Source organism: Mesorhizobium sp. M1403 (assembly GCF_040317695.1).
Classification (GTDB): domain Bacteria; phylum Pseudomonadota; class Alphaproteobacteria; order Rhizobiales; family Rhizobiaceae; genus Mesorhizobium.
On the sequence record NZ_JAMYKY010000007.1, the window covers coordinates 125,370 to 142,231 of the forward strand.

Here is a 16,862-nt window from a genome sequence, read left to right on the forward strand (position 1 = left end):
CGATCAGATTTTGGGGGCGAACCAGTCAGGCGCCGTCGACGACCACTTTCCCGAAGACGTCGCCTTGCTGGAAATAACGGTAGGCGTCTTGGGCCTCGTCGAAGGCGAACACCTTGTCGAGACAGGCCTAAGCCGATGCACCGAGATGGCGCGCAGCATGGCTTCGAGGTTGGTGCGATTGCCGACGAAGAGGCGGCTGATGGTGGCGAGGCTGCGCTGGTAGACCGGGCCGGGGATCTGCACCGTCCCGCCTTTCGCATCCTGTATGGTGAGAAGCACGATGCGCCCGTAAAGCGCGCAGGCGATTATCGATTGCGCGAAGGTCGGCGGGCCGCCGGTCTCGACGACGAGGTCGATGCCACCGGTTTGCTCGCGCAGAGCTGCACCCCATTCCGGCGTGTCGGCCGTCGAGACGACGAGGTCGGCGCCCAGCGCCCGCAGCCGGTCCAGCTTCTCGCCGCGCGAGCTGACTGCCACGACCCGGCAGCCGAGCAGCTTGGCGAATTGCAGCGCAAACAGCGCGACGCCACCTGAACCGATGACCAGAACCCACTGCCCGGGCTTCGGCATCTCGGCCGCCGTCACGGCATTCCAAGCGGTCAGGCCGGCACAGGTCAGTGTCGCCGCTTGATGCCAGTCGAGATGATCGGGAAGCCACACCGCCCATTGCTCGTCGAGCACCGCGTATTCAGTCAGCATCCCGTCCAGCGTGCAGCCAAGCTGGTCGATCAGCCCGGCATTGATGCGGCCATCAATCCAGCGTGCAAAATAGCTGCCGGTGATGCGGTCGCCGGCGGCAAAGCGGGTGACGGCATCTCCGACGGCAACGACTTCCCCGGCACCGTCGCTCAGCGGGACGACGTCTTGGCGCGGCGTCAGCGGATAGGTGCCGTTGAGGATCATCGTATCGCGGCGGTTGAGCGATGTGGCGCGGACACGCACGACGATCTCGTGCGGCTTCGGCGTCGGCTGCGTCCCGTCGCGCATCACCAGGCACCTGGTCCCGCCGGTTCCTTCAAGACGATAACTGCGCATTCGCCCCTCATTGATATATAGACTGATCTACATATTATATAGACCGGTTGTCATATTCGAGGCAAGCCCTATAATGCTCATTCCTGACAGAGGTTGACATGGCGAACGACACCCGCACCCGCATACTCGAGACGACGGCGCTGCTGCTGAGGCAGCGCGGCTACCACGGCACGTCGCTCAACGACATATTGAGTGCCTCAGGTGCACCAAGGGGCTCGCTCTACTTCCACTTTCCGGGCGGCAAGGATCAGCTGGTCGTCGAGGTTACGCGCGATAGCGTCGCCGATGTGACGCAGAGGCTGGACGCCGCGCTCGCTGCCGAAAAAGATCCGGCGGTGGCGGTCCACCACATCTACCAATCGGTCGCGCGCATGCTGGAAGACAACCAGTTCACGCTCGGTTGCCCGATCGCGCCCGTGGTGTTGGATTCGCCGACCGACATGCCGGAGTTGGCTGAGTTGTGCCGGTCGGCCTTCGAGCAATGGATAGGCCTGCTCAGGGCGGCCTTCGTCAGGGCAGGGGTGCCCGAGCGCCGCGCGCACGCGCTGGCGCTGCTGGTCGAATCATCGCTGGAAGGGCTGATGGTGATCGCACGCGCCACCCGCGACCGCGCCCCGGTGCTGGCGGTAGCCGATGAGGTCGCGGCGCTGATTGAGGGGGCATTGCCGGCGAAAGAGATCGCAGTCACGGCGCATTGACGTTTCGCGCTTCCACGGCATCGAGGCCAGCGCGGAGCCCTGCCGAAGGGCCGACGCTCCAGCTCTGCAATTCACGTTCTGCGCCGACGCCGAAGAAACGGTCAGGGGTATGCTTCCGCTTGCTTTGGAATCGGACCGCCTCTCATCCTCCGTCCCATCAACGAAAAAGGGCGACCTCTCGGCCGCCCTTTCCGTACATGAAGGCTGATGGGTTGGATTAGAAATCCATACCGCCCATGCCGCCCATGCCGCCGCCGCCCATGCCGCCAGGCATGCCGCCGCCAGCCGACTCCTTCTTCGGAGCCTCCGCAATCATGGCTTCGGTGGTGACCAGCAGGCCGGCGACCGAGGCCGCGTCCTGCAGAGCCGTGCGCACAACCTTGACCGGATCGACGATACCCATGGCGATCATGTCGCCATATTCGCCGGTCTGGGCGTTGTAGCCGAAGGTCGCGCCCTTGTTCTCAAGGATCTTGCCGGCAACGATCGATGCTTCCGCACCGGCGTTGGCCGCGATCTGACGGGCCGGAGCCTGCAGCGCGCGACGCACGATGCTGATGCCGGCGGTCTGGTCGGAGTTGGCGCCGGTTGCCTTGATGCTCAGCGAAGCGCGCAGCAGTGCGACGCCGCCGCCGGGAACGATGCCTTCTTCGACGGCCGCACGGGTCGCGTTGAGGGCGTCATCGACGCGGTCCTTCTTTTCCTTGACTTCCACTTCGGTCGCACCGCCGACGCGGATGACGGCAACGCCGCCCGCCAGCTTGGCGAGACGTTCCTGCAGCTTCTCCTTGTCGTAGTCCGAGGTGGTCTCCTCGATCTGCTGCTTGATCTGGGCGACGCGGCCCTGGATCTCGGCCTTCTTGCCGGCGCCGTCGACGATGGTGGTGTTCTCCTTGGAGATCGACACCTTCTTGGCGCGGCCGAGCATGTTCAGGCCGACATTCTCGAGCTTGATGCCGAGGTCTTCGGAGATGACCTGGCCACCGGTGAGGATAGCGATGTCTTCCAGCATGGCCTTGCGGCGATCACCGAAGCCAGGCGCCTTGACGGCGGCGATCTTCAGGCCGCCACGCAGCTTGTTGACGACGAGCGTGGCAAGGGCCTCGCCCTCGACGTCTTCCGAAATGATGACCAGCGGCTTCGAGGTCTGCACGACAGCCTCGAGGATCGGCAGCATGGCCTGCAGGTTGGAGAGCTTCTTCTCGTGGAGAAGAATGTAGGCGTCTTCCAGATCCGCAACCATCTTCTCGGCGTTGGTGACGAAGTAGGGCGAGAGATAACCGCGGTCGAACTGCATGCCTTCGACGACTTCGAGCTCGGTCTCGGCGGTCTTGGCTTCCTCGACGGTGATGACGCCCTCATTGCCGACCTTCTGCATCGCTTCCGCGATCATCGAGCCGACCGAAACGTCGCCATTGCCGGCGATGGTGCCGACCTGGGCAACCTCTTCCGAGGTCTTGATCTTCTTGGCGTTCTTGATCAGCGTCGCGACGACGTCGGCGACGGCGAGGTCGATGCCGCGCTTGAGGTCCATCGGGTTCATGCCGGCGGCAACCGCCTTGTGGCCTTCCTGGACGATCGACTGTGCCAGAACGGTCGCGGTCGTGGTGCCGTCGCCGGCGATGTCGTTGGTCTTCGAAGCAACTTCGCGGACCATCTGCGCGCCCATGTTCTCGAACTTGTCTTCAAGCTCGATTTCCTTGGCGACGGTGACGCCGTCCTTGGTAATGCGCGGTGCGCCGAACGACTTGTCGATGACGACGTTGCGGCCCTTGGGGCCGAGCGTGACCTTCACCGCGTCGGCGAGGATGTTGACGCCGCGCAGCATGCGCTCACGAGCGTCGCGGGAGAATTTTACGTCTTTGGCAGCCATTTTTAGCTCCTGGCAGGGGCTTGGATTGAGCCCGAAGATTTAAATGAGGGTGAGGCCGATATTCAGCCGATGATGCCCATAATGTCGGCTTCCTTCATGATCAGAAGGTCTTCGCCATTGAGCTTGACTTCGGTGCCCGACCACTTGCCGAACAGGATACGGTCGCCGGCCTTGACGTCCAGCGGGACGAGCTTGCCGGCTTCGTCACGGGCGCCGGAACCGACGGCGATGATCTCGCCTTCCTGCGGCTTTTCCTTCGCCGTGTCGGGAATGATGATCCCGCCCGCGGTCTTGGATTCGGATTCGACCCGACGAACGACCACGCGGTCATGAAGCGGGCGGAACTTCGACTTTGCCATTTTTTATTCCTCGATGAGAATGGTGAGAACAGTTCCTCCGTCCGGCGGCGCCGGACATGGTTAGCACTCATCTTGGGGGAGTGCTAACGTGGCGCTGAAATAGTCTGGCAACTCGCGCGAGTCAAGGCGCCCGGTGAGCATCATCAGGACAATTGCTTCAAACGGATGCTTCAAACAGATACTTGACCAAGTCAACTAAATCGCTGATCTTGCCCGGAGGAGGATGCCATGACCATTCATCATCACCCAGGCAAGGAGCGGATCGACGCGGTGCGGGCCTTCAACCGCTTTTCTACCCGCCAGATCGGGCTGCTCGACGAAGGGCTGCTGAAAAGCACCTTCTCGCTGACCGAGGCGCGGGTGCTCTATGAGCTGGCGCATCGCGATGGCCTGACCGCCACGGATCTTGGGCGCGATCTCGGCCTCGATGCCGGTTATCTCAGCCGGCTGCTGAAGAAGTTCGAGGAGCGTGATCTGGTCGAGCGTGCCACGATCGAGGCGGATGCGCGGCGCTCGTCGATCGCGCTGACCAAGGCCGGGCGGCAGGCCTTCGCACCGCTGAACCAGGGCTCGCACGACCAGGTCGCGGCTTTGCTCGACCGGCTTTCGGATGCTGAACAGGACAGGCTGGTCAAAGCCATGCAGACGGTGCAGCGTTTGCTGGGCGGAAGCGCCGAGCCCAAAATTCCCTATATGCTGCGGCCTCTGCAAGTCGGCGACATCGGCTGGATTATTCATCGCCAGGGCCTGCTCTACGCGCAGGAATATGGCTGGGACGAAACCTATGAAGCGCTGGTCGCCGAAATCCTCGGTGCCTTCGTCAAATCCTTCGATCCGAAATGGGAACGCAGCTGGATCGCCGAGCGGGAAGGCGAGGTCGTCGGCTCCGTCTTCGTCGTGCGCCAGTCGGACGCGGTGGCGAAATTGCGCCTGCTCTACGTCGAGCCCTCGGCGCGAGGTCTCGGCATCGGCAAGCGGCTGGTCGAGGAATGTATCGGCTTTTGCCGCGCCACGGGTTACAGGACACTGACGCTGTGGACCAACGACGTGCTCGCCGCCGCCCGCCACATCTATGAGGCTGCGGGCTTTAAATTGACCAACGAGGAGCGCCACCATTCCTTCGGCAAGGATCTGGTCGGCCAGAACTGGAATTTGGAGTTGTAGCAGCGCTTCCGGCGCTTCGGCGCCGGCCTGCCGTACCTCACCCTTTGACCGGTATCCAGATTTCCAGCCCGCCGTTGCCGCTGCGCGGATCAAATTCGGGGCCGTAGCGCTCGAATTCCGGCGCATCGGCGATCTCGTGCCCAGAGGCTGGCAGCCATTTGTTCCAGATCGTGTTGACCGTGCGGCGGATGGTCGAGATATGGTCACGATGGGCGAACACGGCGTATTTCTGCGCCGGCACGCGCACACGCCAAAACTCCCTCGGCAGGTCCGAAAAATCGGACACTTCGACGCCAGCGATGTAGTCGAAATTGCCGGCGTCGTCGCCGTTGACGCAGACGCCATAGGCGACGTCGCCGATCTCGCCAGGAATGTTGCCAATATAGGGGCCGAACCGCTGCCACTGCATCGGGATGCCGGCGCTGGTTTCGCAGCTGTAGCGCTCGCCGAGACCGGCGATGAGAAACGGCCGGCTGGTCTCAAAACGCGGCGGTTCGAGAGTGGCGAGAAAGGACTGGTCCATCAGGATCGGCTCCACAAGATCGAGGTTGTCGAGCGAGCCTTGTGCGCGCACCAGTTCCGGCGTGGTGCCGAACTGGTCGCGGAAGGCGCGGGTGAAGGCCTCATGCGAGGCATAGCCGGCGTCGAGCGCGACCGAGAGGATGTCGGGTGCGCCGGCGCCAAGCTTGCGCGCCGCTTCGGTCAGTCGGCGAGAACGGACGTAGCTCATCACCGAACGGCCGGTAGCCGCGCCGAAAGCCCGCGTCACATGAAAGCGCGACACCCCGCTGATCTTGGCGACATCGTCCAGCGAGACTGCTTCGGGCAGATGGCTTTCGACGAACCACAAGGCTTTCTCGATCGGGTTCATGGGTCTCCTTGTCAAGGCGCCTTGCGTCTGCACGAGGATGGTGCTGTCTCTTGGCATTGTCAGTTTGATCGAAATTGCGTACCGCGCAACAATGCTGCTCATGCCGATGGCTCTTGACGCAGCGTCCGTCTGGCATCTCAATGCGCGATGTCAGGGAGGGATATCCCGGTGGCGATCGCGACGGCCGATCAGGTTTTTCGATTTGGCGGGTTCACGCTGGATCTGGCCAAGGGAACGCTGCGTGGCGTCAACGAGCCGCTGTTCCTGCGCCCGAAAGCTTATGCGCTGCTCACCCATCTTGCCCGCAATATGGGGCGCGTGGTGCCGAAATCGGAACTGATGGACGTCGTCTGGCCGGGCGTCTTCGTCACCGAGGATTCGCTAACTCAGTCGATCCGCGAAATCCGCAAATTGCTTGGCGACGACATGGTGCGCACGGTCTCCAAACGCGGCTACATGCTTGCCGCCGAGGCCGAGGCGGCGCCCGAAATCGGCGCGCAGCCGGTGGTAGCGGTGGTGCGCTTCCGCAACGAGAGCGGCGATCCGGCCGACGAGCCGGTCGTCGATGGCTTTGCCGAGGACATCATCAACGGGCTGGCGCGTTTCGGCACGATCACCGTGCTGGCGCGCAATTCGAGTTTTTCCTTCGCCTCCTTCGGACGCGCAGAATGGCCCGAGATCCGCGCCCGCATCGGCGCCGATTACCTGGTCGAGGGTTCGCTCCGCCGGAAAGGCGAGCATGTCGTGACAGCGGTCAACCTCATCGATACCGCGACCGCCAGCCAGCTCTGGGGCGACCGCTACCAGTCGCAAGGAACGGGCCTGTTCGCGATCGAGCAGGAGATCGTCGAGCAGATTGTCGGCAGGCTGGTCACGCGGGTCAACAATGCCGGCCTGCAGCAGGCGTCGCGCAAGCCGGTCACCAGCCTTGCCGCTTACGAGCTGGCGCTGCGTGGCTTTGCCCTCCTGCGCGATCCTGCTCAGACCGACCAGCGGGGTGCCGAGGCTTTGTTCGAAGCGGCGATCGCCAAGGACCCGACCTATGGCTTGGCCTACACCTACCTCGCCTTGGCCCGCGCATTGGATGGAGAATTCGGACGTGCCAGCGACGCGGTGCTGGAAAACGCGCGCGACCTTGCCGACAAGGGTCTTTCGCTGTCACCGGACCAGGCGACCGGCCATCGGGTGCAGTCGCTGGTGCGGCTCTATATGCGCCAACACGAGGCGGCGGAACACCACATGCGCATCGCGCTGCAGCTCAACCCCTATGATGCCGACAGCATCGAGCAGATGGGTATGCTGCTCACCATGCGTGGGCGCCCGCTCGACGCTCTGACCTGGCTGGCGCGCGGTATAAGCATCGACCCCTTGCACCCGCACTGGTACCAGTTCGACCGCGCGCTGGCGCTATACATGATGGGAGAGTATCGACCTGCCGCCGAGGCGTTGGAACTGGCCACGCGTCCGGCGCCGTGGATCCGGACGCGACTGGCCGCCTGTTACGCTCAGATGGGCGACATGGAGAGGGCGAGGCACCAGATCGCCCTCATTGACGAGAGCGATCCGTTTTCGCCGGTCGATTATGCACTGCGCGGGGTCCCGTTCGAAAACCAGGCCGACGCGGACCATCTCGCCGAAGGCGTCATGCTTGCCCTCGGTCGGAAGGCTGGGCCTGGGACCGGTCAATCGACGACAACGACGATATAGCGGCCCTGATAGGCCCGATAATAGGTGCCGCCACAACGCCAGACGGCGAAGCCGTTGACCTTGGTGCGGACGCAGCCCGCCGGCAATGCGGGGACCCAGGCCGTGGTGTGCCGGAGCACGCGCCATGTGGTGCGCCGTGCGACGCCCGCGGCACTGCGGGGCGTCCATGGCTGGCCGACGCGAGCCACGGCCTGGCTGACCAGCGACAAGGCCGGCACGGTACTGCCGATGATTTCGACGGCGGCGAGGCCGATTGCGGCCGCCGCGATCGCGCTGATTTTCTTGACTGATTTCGTAGGCATGTTCTCTCTCCTGTTGATGAAGTCTAGTGAGATGGCGCGGCAAGCCGGGTAGCGCCCGCCAGTGCCGCGAGGTGGGGAACCACGAACAGCCAATGTGCCGCGGTCGTCGCGTAACCGACGATGAGCACGTCGGCGGCGATGAAGAACTGCCAGAACAAGAGGTTTGCGGTTCCGAGCAGTGCGTGAACGGCCGCCAGGAAGGCGTGCCAGTTCAGGGAATAGGCGATGCGCCACATGGTCAGCCCGATGACGAGGGCAAGGCCGTGCGCCTCGAGGAAGCCGATACCGACGCCCGGGGCGTCGGCGAGCAAGGTGGCCTCGGCGCCGCGCCCGAAGAAGGAGCCGGCGATGTCGGTGGCCAGGCCCCCTGCCGATGCGAGCATCAGGAAGCCGGCGTTGAAGCGGATGAGAAGGTTTCCGAACGCGGGGGGCATCTTCGTTCCTTTCAGTTTTGAATGTTGCAGGGCAGCTGCCACGGCGGTTCCTCCGCCGTGACTTTTTGCGGACGCTCGCCGCCTCAGGCGGCCAGCGGCTGCGGTTCGGCGATCGCCTCGATGGGCTCAGCCGCCGGGATGGTTTGCGCCGGTGCCTTGATGCCGAACCAGGCGACATAGAGAGTCGGCAGGAAGATTAGCGTCAGCACCGTCGCCACCATCAGGCCACCCATCACCGCATAGGCCATCGGTCCCCAGAACACCGTCGGCGCGATCGGGATCATGCCGAGGATGGCCGCCGCCGCCGTCAAAAGGATCGGCCGCAGCCGGTGCGCGGTGGCGCTGATCACCGCCGCCCAGGGCTCCTCGCCGGAGGCGATGTGCTGGTCGATCTGCGAGATCAGGATGACCGAGTTGCGGATCACCATGCCGATCAGCGACATCACGCCGAGGATGGCGACGAAGCCCATCGGTGCTCCCGACATCAGCAGCGCGCCAGCGACGCCGATCAGTGCCAGCGGAGCGGTGAGCAGCACCAGCACCAGACGCTGGAAGCTCATCAGCTGGATCATCAGCACGGTCGCCATGATGAACAGCATCAGCGGGAAGACCACGAAGATGCTGGCCTGAGCCTTGGCGCTGTCTTCCATGACGCCGCCCTGTTCGACGCTGTAGCGCGCCGGCAGTTCGGCCTTGAAGGCGTTGATGGCGCTGTCGAGCTTGCGCACCGTCGCGGCGGGCTCGACGCCAGGTGCGACGTCTGCCTGCACCGTTACCGTCGGCATGCGGCCCCTGCGCCAGATCAGCGGCGGCTCGGTCTGGTAGGACAACGAGGCGACCTGGTCGAGCGGCACGCGGCGTCCACCCGACGCGCTGATCGTCAGTGCGCGCAGGGTGTCAATGTCGGCACGTTCCGACTGAACCGCGCGCGCCACGATGTCGACGAGATAGGTGTCGTCGCGCATCTGCGTGATCTTCGACCCCGTCAGGATCGAGTTGACGGTGTCGGCAAGCTGCTGTGAGGAGATGCCGAGCGCACGCGCTCTGTCCTGGTCGACTTCGATCTTGATGACCTTGGCCGGCTCGTTCCAGTCGTAGTTGATATTGCGCACGGCACCATTGCTGCCCAGCACCTGTGCGAACTGCTGTGCCAGCTTGCGCGTCTTGTCGGCGTCCGGTCCGCTGACGCGGAACTTCAGCGGCCAGCCGACCGGCGGGCCGAGTTCAAGCGGTGTGACGCGGGTCATGACGTCGCCGAAGCCGTTGGAGAGCGACTTTTCCAGCCGCTCGATGACGGCTTGGCGCACGGCGTGCCCCTTGGTGACGATAACCGCCTGGGCGAAGAAGTCATTGGCGAGCTGGGCGTCGAGCGGCAGATAGAAGCGCACCGCACCCTGGCCGACATAGAAGCTCCAGTGGTCGATGTCCGGATCGGCGGCGAGCAACTTCTCGACGCGGCCCACGACCTCGTCAGTCGCTTTGATCGACGCCGTGCGCGGCAGCGTCAGGTCGACCATGACCTCCGGCCGGTCGGATTTCGGGAAGAACTCTTGCCCGACATAGCCCATGGCCACAACCGAGAGGGCAAACAGTCCGGCGGTCGCTGACAGCACCAGCCATTTCGCCCGCATCGCCATCTCGAGCAGCACGCGGAAGCCGCGCGCCAGGCGCGAGGGCTCGTGGCTGCCATGGCCCTTGATGCGCTCAGGCAGGAGGACGACGCCGGTCAGCGGCGTGAACAGCACCGCGACGACCCAGGAAACGACCAGCGCTATGCCGACGACCGCGAACAGCGAGAAGCAGTATTCGCCGGCGCCGCTCTTGGCGAAGCCGACCGGCACGAAGCCGGCAATCGTCACCAGCGTGCCAGTGAGCATCGGGAAGGCGGTCGAGGTGTAGGCATAGGTGGCGGCCGAGATCCGTTCGTAGCCTTCCTCCATTTTGGAAATCATCATCTCAACCGCGATCATGGCGTCGTCGACCAGCAGGCCAAGCGCGATGATCAGCGCGCCGAGCGAAATGCGCTGCAGCGAGATGCCGAAATACTCCATGGTGACGAAGGTGATGGCGAGCACCAACGGGATGGCGACGGCCACCACGATGCCGGGACGCCAGCCGAGCGCCAGGAAGCTCACGGCAAGCACGATGGCGATGGCTTCGCCGAGGCTCTTGGTGAATTCGCCGACGGACTCCTCCACCACGTGCGACTGGTCGGCGACCAGGCCAAGCTCGACTCCGAGCGGCAGCTCGGCTGCCATCTCGTGCATCTTCTCCTTGACGTTCTCGCCGAGCGCCAGCGCGTCGCCACCAGCGGTGATCGAGATGGCGATGCCGAGAGCCGGCTTGCCGTTGAAGCGGAACATCGGCTGCGGCGGATCGGAATAGGCGCGCTTCACCTCGGCGACATCACCCAGCCTGAAGTAGTGGCCGTTGGCATAGAAGTTGATCGCCTTCAGGCTCTCCTCCGAGGTGAACTCGCCGGAGACCCGAATGGCGATGCGTTCGGGGCCGGCATCGACTGTGCCGCTCGGGGTCAAAGCGTTCTGCGCCTGCAGCGCCTGGGACAGCGTGCTGACGTCAAGCCCAAGTGCGGCCACCTTCTGCGTCGAGAATTCCAGATAGATCTTCTCGTCCTGCTGGCCGATCAGCTCGACCTTGGCGACATCTTGCACCGTCAGCAGCCCGGCCCGCAGGCTGCTGGCGATGTCCTTCAGCTCGCGATGGCTGAGATCGTCGGAGGTGAGCGCGTAGATCAACGAATAGGTGTCGCCGAACTCATCATTGTAGAAGGGGCCCTGGACACCGGAAGGCATCGTCGACTTGATATCGTCGAGCTTCTTGCGCACCTGATACCAGAGCGGCTGCACCTGGTCGGCCGCGACCGTGTCCTTCAGGTTGACGAAGACCACGGATTCGCCGGGCTTGGTATAGCTCTTGACGTAGTCGAGGTTGGAAAGCTCCTCGAGCTTCTTCTCGATGCGATCGGTTATCTGTTCGACGGTGTCGCTGGTCGTGGCGCCCGGCCACAGCGTCTTGACCACCATCGTCTTGATGGTGAAGGGCGGATCCTCTTCGCGGCCAAGGCGGGAATAGGCAAAGATGCCGGCGAGCGCGGCCGCGATCATCAGGTAGACAACGAAGCTCCTGTGGCGCAGCGCCCATTCGGAAAGATTGAAGCTGTTCATGATGCAACTCCTGTTCATGGTGCGCCGACGCGGCGCGCGACCGGTCTGCACCGGCAGTCGGGAACATTGGTGATCGGGATTTGGGCAGCGCCGCTGGTTAGGCGGGCGCTGCTTGATTCAGCTGTCAGGCCAGGCTGTGCATGGTGCCTGAAATCCGGTACGGCGCACGTTCGGCCAGCCGTGGCCTGATCGCGAGCCCGGCGAGGTAGCGCTGGAACGCGGCTGCCTCCTGAACCGTGGAGGCCAGCGCGATATGGCCGTCGGGCCGGACCAGATAGGCGCCATCGCGGTGGAGGCCCGCGGCCTTCGCCCTCTCAGACCAGGCGAAGACGTGAATAGGGATGCCGGTCGAGGCGAGCATCGCCCGGAACTCGGCATTCGTCTCTCCATAGACATGGACCTGCCAGTCCAGCGAACGCAGCGGCTCGAAATTGTCGCCGCTGCCGTAGGCGACATAGGGCAGGCGGTCGCCGCCGCGGATTTGGCCAGCTGTGCCCGCGCTGATCGGCCCGGCGCGGTACTGGATGGCTGCCTGCGAGATCAACCCGAAAAAGGCGCGGGAGCCGAACGACGTGTGAAGCAGGAAGTTCAGGATCTTCGGCATCAGATAACGGCGAAACAGGCCGACCAGGCGCGAGCGGCTGGTGATGAAGCGGAACGCCGTGTCGGTACTGTCGATCAGCTTCCGGGCAAAGGCGATGCGTTCCGCCTCGTAGCTGTCCAGCAGGCGCTGGTCCGCACGGCCTTGCAGCACGGCAGCGAGCTTCCAGGCGAGGTTGACCGCATCGCCTATCCCGGTGTTCATGCCCTGGCCGCCGGCCGGGCTGTGGATGTGGCCGGCATCGCCGCAGAGGAACGCGCGGCCGATCTGGAAGCGTTCGGCAACACGGTGATGGACGCGGTAGGTCGAGAACCAGTTGACCTTGTCCACCGCAATGCCGGTGTCGCGCTCGACATCGGCACGGATCGCCTCGAAGGTGATCGTCTCGTCGGCTTCATGCGCCTTCGGCACGATGCCGATCAGACGCAGCGAACCGGATTGCCTGACCGGCATGACGATCGCGAAACCGTAGGCGCTGACCGTCGTGTCCATGCCGTTGCGGGTGACCGCGCCGCTGCCCATGACGTCGGCGACATAGAAGGCCTGCTCGTAGGTGCCGCCGGGGAAGCCGATGTTCAACCCATGGCGCACGGTGCTGCGGGCGCCGTCGCATCCACAGAGATAGGCGGCGCTGACAGTCTCGGTCCGACCGTGCCTCTTCAGCGTGGCAATAACCGAGTCCCTCCTGTCATCGAAGGCAACAAGCTCCGTGCTGCGCTCGACCTCGACGCCGGCGCGCTCGAGATGCGTTATCAGGACGCGCTCGTGAATGTCCTGCGGCAGCGCGAATGCGAAGGAGTACGGGCTGATGCCGCGGCCGAAGTCGGAGAGCGGCAGCTTTGCGGCGATGCCGGCCGGCGTGCGTACGGTGAGTTGCTCCAGCCGCACGCCGGCAGCAAGCACATCCTCGACGATGCCGACCTGGCGGTGGAACTCGAGCGTGCGGGCCTGGACGGCGAGCGCGCGCGATGTCTCGCCTGGACCTGCTGCCTTGTCGAGGATGCGGACCGGCATGCCGAGACGGGTGAGCCAGAGGGCAAGCGTCAGCCCGGTTGGTCCGGCGCCGGCGATCAGGACTTTCGTTTGTGACGGGCTCATCTGGATTCTCCTGCCGCGATGCGAACCTTTTCGTGTTCGCGCAGCCGGTTAATGCCGGCGGTTACGACAACGTCGCCTTCGGCCAGGCCGCCGCTGACGACGACGCGCTCGGTCTCGTAGCGGTCAATGACGACGGGCTTCAGCTCGACGGCCGACGAAGCGCCCACGACCCACACGGCCGGCTTGCCGTCCTTGTCGAACAGCGCACTTCCCGGCAACACCACGACAGGCGCGCTGGATTCGTTGACACGGCCCGCGACGCTGCTGCCGAAGCGCATTTCATCCGGGGCGTTGCCCAGCGAAACCTTCACCTGGAAGGTACGGGTGACGGCATCGGCCACAGGCGACACCTCGCGGATGACGCCGGGTGTCGAGATCGCCGGGTTGCTCAGCAGCGAGACCATGATCTCCGGCGGATGCCCGGCGCTGCGGACATTCGAGAAAGCTGCCTCGGCGATCGAGAAGACGGCGTCGCGGGCTTGCGGATCGGCGATGCGCACGACCATCTGCCCGACGGTGACGAGCTGGCCTTCCTCGGCGCCGGTCGCCGTCACCACACCGTCGAAATCCGCATGCAGTTCGGTATAGGCGAGCTGGTCCTTGGCCATCTCCAGGCCGATCCTTGCCGAGTCCAGCTTGGCCTGCGCGGAGCGAAGGTTCTTCAACGTCGCATCGTAGCTGGCGCGCGTCGTGAAACCTTTGGCGAGCAGCGCTCCGAGGCGGGCTTCGGCGGCACGCGCCTCGACCAGAACGGCTTGCGCGGCCGCGACATCGGCCTCGGCGCTGCGTAAGCGGTTGCGGTAATCCTGGTCTTCGATGCGGGCGAGCACCTCGTCCTTCCTGACCGTCTGGCCGATCGCGGCCATGCGCTGCACCAGCTTACCGGACAAGCGGAAGCCGAGATCGCTTTCGCGTTGCGGGCGGACCTCGCCGATGGCGAGGCGGCTATCCGCCTGCGGCGCCGGCTTCACCTTCACGGCCTTGACCAGCTTCGGTCCCGGCACATCCGGCCTTGCGCTCGCGGCCTCGCCCTTGGCGGCGTACCAGGTGACGGCGGCGGCGCAGGCGAGCGCCGCGAACGATACGCCAACGAGGCCACGTTTCAACCTGCTGTTGGATGCGGCAGTCATGTTGTCTCCTTCCGTGTGGCGGCCGGCGCCGGAACGGGCGCAATAGACGGCAATGATCCTTGGCTGGAGACGGCGCCGGGCGCCTTCGCGAAAACGTGGGGTCAATAGGCCCGTTCACCAGCACGCTTTCATTCGGCTTTTCGAGCGCTGAAATCTCGATCGGATTCTGAAAATTTTCCGATGTTTTGGCGACCGACCTCGTCCGTGCTGGTCCATTGAAAGGTCTTCGAATTGGGCATCCAGGGAAAAACCGGAACACAGGTCTGCCGGTGTTGACAGCAGAGGCATGATGGTGCCTGCGAGCCCAATCAAAAGCCATTGCGACGCGGTCGGCGAGATCTACGGTAGAAAGGTGATGGTCCCCGAGTCGCGAGGCAAGGGGTGAAAAGGGAACACGGTGAGATCCTTCGGATCGAGGCCGTGGCTGCCCCCGCAACTGTAAGCGGTTAGCAAAATCCGAAGTGCCACTGGCCGGCAAGGCTGGGAAGGCAGGATGGCGCAAAGACCCGCGAGCCAGGAGACCTGCCATCAGCATGAGTTGACCGGACGGGGTGTGCCGGGAGGAGACGTGGACATCGGTCTTGTCGGCCGGTCCGTCCAGCTTCCTTCCGTCGCCATTGAGAAAGTGACGGTAAGTTGGACGCCTCCCAGCCTCTTCTTGAAGCGTGTGAACTGAGCGCGACGACGAATGGCCGGTGCCTGGTCAGCGCGGTGAGCCTTTCGATAGCGCCGGGCGACCGCCTCGCCATCATCGGCCCCAACGGCGCCGGCAAGACGACGCTGCTGCGCATGCTATGCGGTACGCTGCGGCCAAGCGCGGGAGATGTGAGATTTTCCGGACGCCGGCTGGAGAGGTTTTCGGCCGCCGAGCGGGCACTGCACATGGCGGTCGTTGGCCAGACCGACCAGCCTGATCCGCGGCTTGCCGTGATCGACTACGTCGAGCTTGGGCGCGTCCCGCATGCCGGCTTGCGTCGGAGGAGCGAGCAACGCGACATCGTCATTGAAGCACTTCGCAGAACCGGCCTGCTGCCGCTGCTCGGCCGCACGATCGGCTCGCTATCCGGTGGCGAGCGGCAACGCGCCCAGCTGGCGCGCGCCATCGCCCAGGAGCCCAAAATCCTGTTCCTCGATGAACCGACCAATCATCTCGATCCGCGCGCCCGCAGCGACCTTCTCGAACTCGTATCGCAGTTTGGCATGACCGTCGTGGCGGTGCTTCATGATCTGTCGCTTGTCACGCCATTTGCCACCAGGGTCGCGGTGATGAACGAGGCCCGCCTGCAGGCACTTGCCAGTCCGTGCGAGGCGCTGACCAAGAAGTTGATCCGCGAGATTTTTGGCGTTGACGTGCTTTGGCTGCGCCATCCCACCGAAGACCGCGAACTCACGGTCTTCGACGTTCCGAACCGCGCCTCTTCACATCCCGATTGACCAAGGAGCAATATCCGTGAAACGCCTCGTACTGTCTTTTGCCTCCCTCCTGCTTGCCGAGACCGCCTTCGCTTTCCCGGTAACCGTTGATAGCTGCGGCACGCCGCTGACGTTCGACGCCGCGCCGAAGCGCGCCGTCATCCAAGATCTGAACATGGCGGAGATGGCCTTCGCGCTGGGGCTGCAACCATCGATCGTCGGCCTGACCGGCATCACCGGATGGTATAAGGTCGGTCCGGAATTCAAGGCCGAGCAGGGCGCGATCCCGGAACTCGCGCCGAAATACCCGACCCTCGAAAACCTCGTCGCCGTCGAGCCCGATTTCTTCTTCGCCGGCTGGTATTACGGCATGAAGCCTGGCGGCGAGGTGACGCCCGATACGCTGGCCCCGCACGGTATCAAGACGCTGGTGCTGACGGAAAGTTGCGTCCATCTCGACCAGAACCGCCCCGCCGCCTCGATGGACCTGCTCTATGGTGATGTCGAAAAGCTGGGCAAGATTTTTGGCAAGGAGGCGGAGGCGGGAAAGCTTGTTTCGAACTGGAAGGCGCAGCTCGCCGATATCACGGCAAAGATCGGCGACCGCACGGGAACGCGTGTGTTTCTTTACGACTCCGGCGAAGACAAACCCTTCACATCAGGCAAGTTCGCGATCCCCAGCGCCTCGGTCTTCGTCGTGCGCCAGTCGGACGCGGTGGCGAAGTTGCGCCTGCTCTATGTCGAGCCGTCGGCGCGCGGCCTCGGCATCGGCAAGCGGCTGGTCGAGGAATGCATCGGTTTTTGCCGCGACACGGGTTACAGGACACTGACGCTGTGGACCAACGACGTGCTCACTTCGGCACGCCGCATCTATGAGGCTGCGGGCTTTAAATTGACCAACGAGGAGCGCCACCATTCCTTCGGCAAGGATCTGGTCGGCCAGAACTGGAATCTGGAGTTGTAGCAGCGCCGCAGAATTTCGAGCATCGGCC

At 64.1% G+C, this 16,862-nt stretch carries 14 protein-coding genes and 1 riboswitch; of the genes, 5 read left to right on the plus strand and 9 right to left on the minus strand.

The annotated features are described in order from the left end of the window. Positions 1–3: 3 nt before the first annotated feature. Positions 4–1,035: a zinc-dependent alcohol dehydrogenase family protein gene (locus NKH01_RS14850; protein WP_502912626.1), complete on the minus strand. Its 1,032-nt coding sequence runs from the start codon at positions 1,033–1,035 to the stop codon at positions 4–6. A gap of 98 nt (positions 1,036–1,133) precedes the next feature. On the opposite strand from NKH01_RS14850, the gene NKH01_RS14855 reads away from it, so the two are divergent. Further along, on the plus strand, positions 1,134–1,733 hold the full coding sequence (locus NKH01_RS14855; protein ID WP_352495553.1) for a TetR/AcrR family transcriptional regulator: 600 nt from the start codon (positions 1,134–1,136) through the stop codon (positions 1,731–1,733). A 217-nt stretch (positions 1,734–1,950) separates the two neighbouring features. Here NKH01_RS14855 and groL read toward each other — a convergent pair whose 3' ends face one another. After that, positions 1,951–3,606, minus strand: a complete 1,656-nt coding sequence (gene groL / locus NKH01_RS14860; protein WP_352481739.1) for a chaperonin GroEL — start codon at positions 3,604–3,606, stop codon at positions 1,951–1,953. A 62-nt stretch (positions 3,607–3,668) separates the two neighbouring features. Beyond that, complete coding sequence (gene groES / locus NKH01_RS14865) at positions 3,669–3,965, minus strand: co-chaperone GroES (RefSeq protein WP_006333965.1); 297 nt, start codon at positions 3,963–3,965, stop codon at positions 3,669–3,671. Between the two features lie 228 nt (positions 3,966–4,193). Here groES and NKH01_RS14870 point away from each other — a divergent pair, with 228 nt between their 5' ends. Continuing rightward, positions 4,194–5,129, plus strand: a complete 936-nt coding sequence (locus NKH01_RS14870; RefSeq protein WP_353020782.1) for a bifunctional helix-turn-helix transcriptional regulator/GNAT family N-acetyltransferase — start codon at positions 4,194–4,196, stop codon at positions 5,127–5,129. Between the two features lie 37 nt (positions 5,130–5,166). On the opposite strand, the gene NKH01_RS14875 is transcribed toward NKH01_RS14870, so the two are convergent. Then, on the minus strand, positions 5,167–6,000 hold the full coding sequence (locus tag NKH01_RS14875) for a GyrI-like domain-containing protein (RefSeq protein WP_353020784.1): 834 nt from the start codon (positions 5,998–6,000) through the stop codon (positions 5,167–5,169). Positions 6,001–6,168: 168 nt separating this feature from the next. Between NKH01_RS14875 and NKH01_RS14880 the strand changes: the two genes are divergently transcribed. After that, the gene (locus tag NKH01_RS14880; RefSeq protein ID WP_353020785.1) at positions 6,169–7,707 is read left to right on the plus strand and encodes a winged helix-turn-helix domain-containing tetratricopeptide repeat protein; all 1,539 of its coding nucleotides are present in this window, start codon (positions 6,169–6,171) and stop codon (positions 7,705–7,707) included. Here the strand turns inward: NKH01_RS14880 and NKH01_RS14885 are convergent. From NKH01_RS14885 to NKH01_RS14905, 5 genes are all read right to left on the minus strand, one after another. Further along, positions 7,683–8,009 carry a hypothetical protein gene (locus NKH01_RS14885; protein ID WP_353020786.1) on the minus strand — a complete coding sequence of 109 codons (327 nt, stop codon included), beginning with the start codon at positions 8,007–8,009 and terminating at the stop codon, positions 7,683–7,685. The genes NKH01_RS14880 and NKH01_RS14885 overlap by 25 nt on opposite strands. 23 nt (positions 8,010–8,032) lie before the next feature. Beyond that, positions 8,033–8,443 (minus strand): hypothetical protein, encoded by a 411-nt coding sequence (locus NKH01_RS14890; RefSeq protein ID WP_353020787.1) that lies wholly within the window; start codon positions 8,441–8,443, stop codon positions 8,033–8,035. Positions 8,444–8,526: 83 nt separating this feature from the next. Continuing rightward, entirely contained in the window at positions 8,527–11,628 is a 3,102-nt protein-coding gene (locus tag NKH01_RS14895) for an efflux RND transporter permease subunit (RefSeq protein WP_353020788.1), read from the minus strand. A 124-nt stretch (positions 11,629–11,752) separates the two neighbouring features. Then, entirely contained in the window at positions 11,753–13,327 is a 1,575-nt protein-coding gene (locus NKH01_RS14900; protein WP_353020790.1) for an FAD-dependent monooxygenase, read from the minus strand. Beyond that, on the minus strand, positions 13,324–14,457 hold the full coding sequence (locus tag NKH01_RS14905) for an efflux RND transporter periplasmic adaptor subunit (protein WP_353020792.1): 1,134 nt from the start codon (positions 14,455–14,457) through the stop codon (positions 13,324–13,326). The genes NKH01_RS14900 and NKH01_RS14905 overlap by 4 nt, the downstream gene beginning before the upstream one ends. Before the next feature lie 339 nt (positions 14,458–14,796). Further along, positions 14,797–15,001: riboswitch (cobalamin riboswitch) on the plus strand. 92 nt (positions 15,002–15,093) lie between these two features. Between NKH01_RS14905 and NKH01_RS14910 the strand changes: the two genes are divergently transcribed. Both NKH01_RS14910 and NKH01_RS14915 read left to right on the plus strand, forming a co-directional pair. Continuing rightward, positions 15,094–15,891 (plus strand): ABC transporter ATP-binding protein, encoded by a 798-nt coding sequence (locus tag NKH01_RS14910; protein ID WP_353020793.1) that lies wholly within the window; start codon positions 15,094–15,096, stop codon positions 15,889–15,891. Positions 15,892–15,907: 16 nt separating this feature from the next. Next, positions 15,908–16,834 carry a GNAT family N-acetyltransferase gene (locus tag NKH01_RS14915; protein ID WP_353020795.1) on the plus strand — a complete coding sequence of 309 codons (927 nt, stop codon included), beginning with the start codon at positions 15,908–15,910 and terminating at the stop codon, positions 16,832–16,834. Positions 16,835–16,862: the final 28 nt, after the last annotated feature.

Excerpts from the sequence above, each read along its gene's own strand:
- NKH01_RS14850 (WP_502912626.1), bottom strand. The coding sequence starts at position 1,035 with ATGCGCAGTTATCGTCTTGAAGGAACCGGCGGGACCAGGTGCCTGGTG.
- NKH01_RS14855 (WP_352495553.1), top strand. The coding sequence starts at position 1,134 with ATGGCGAACGACACCCGCACCCGCATACTCGAGACGACGGCGCTGCTG.
- groL (WP_352481739.1), bottom strand. The coding sequence starts at position 3,606 with ATGGCTGCCAAAGACGTAAAATTCTCCCGCGACGCTCGTGAGCGCATG.
- groES (WP_006333965.1), bottom strand. The coding sequence starts at position 3,965 with ATGGCAAAGTCGAAGTTCCGCCCGCTTCATGACCGCGTGGTCGTTCGT.
- NKH01_RS14870 (WP_353020782.1), top strand. The coding sequence starts at position 4,194 with ATGACCATTCATCATCACCCAGGCAAGGAGCGGATCGACGCGGTGCGG.
- NKH01_RS14875 (WP_353020784.1), bottom strand. The coding sequence starts at position 6,000 with ATGAACCCGATCGAGAAAGCCTTGTGGTTCGTCGAAAGCCATCTGCCC.
- NKH01_RS14885 (WP_353020786.1), bottom strand. The coding sequence starts at position 8,009 with ATGCCTACGAAATCAGTCAAGAAAATCAGCGCGATCGCGGCGGCCGCA.
- NKH01_RS14890 (WP_353020787.1), bottom strand. The coding sequence starts at position 8,443 with ATGCCCCCCGCGTTCGGAAACCTTCTCATCCGCTTCAACGCCGGCTTC.
- NKH01_RS14895 (WP_353020788.1), bottom strand. The coding sequence starts at position 11,628 with ATGAACAGCTTCAATCTTTCCGAATGGGCGCTGCGCCACAGGAGCTTC.
- NKH01_RS14900 (WP_353020790.1), bottom strand. The coding sequence starts at position 13,327 with ATGAGCCCGTCACAAACGAAAGTCCTGATCGCCGGCGCCGGACCAACC.
- NKH01_RS14905 (WP_353020792.1), bottom strand. The coding sequence starts at position 14,457 with ATGACTGCCGCATCCAACAGCAGGTTGAAACGTGGCCTCGTTGGCGTA.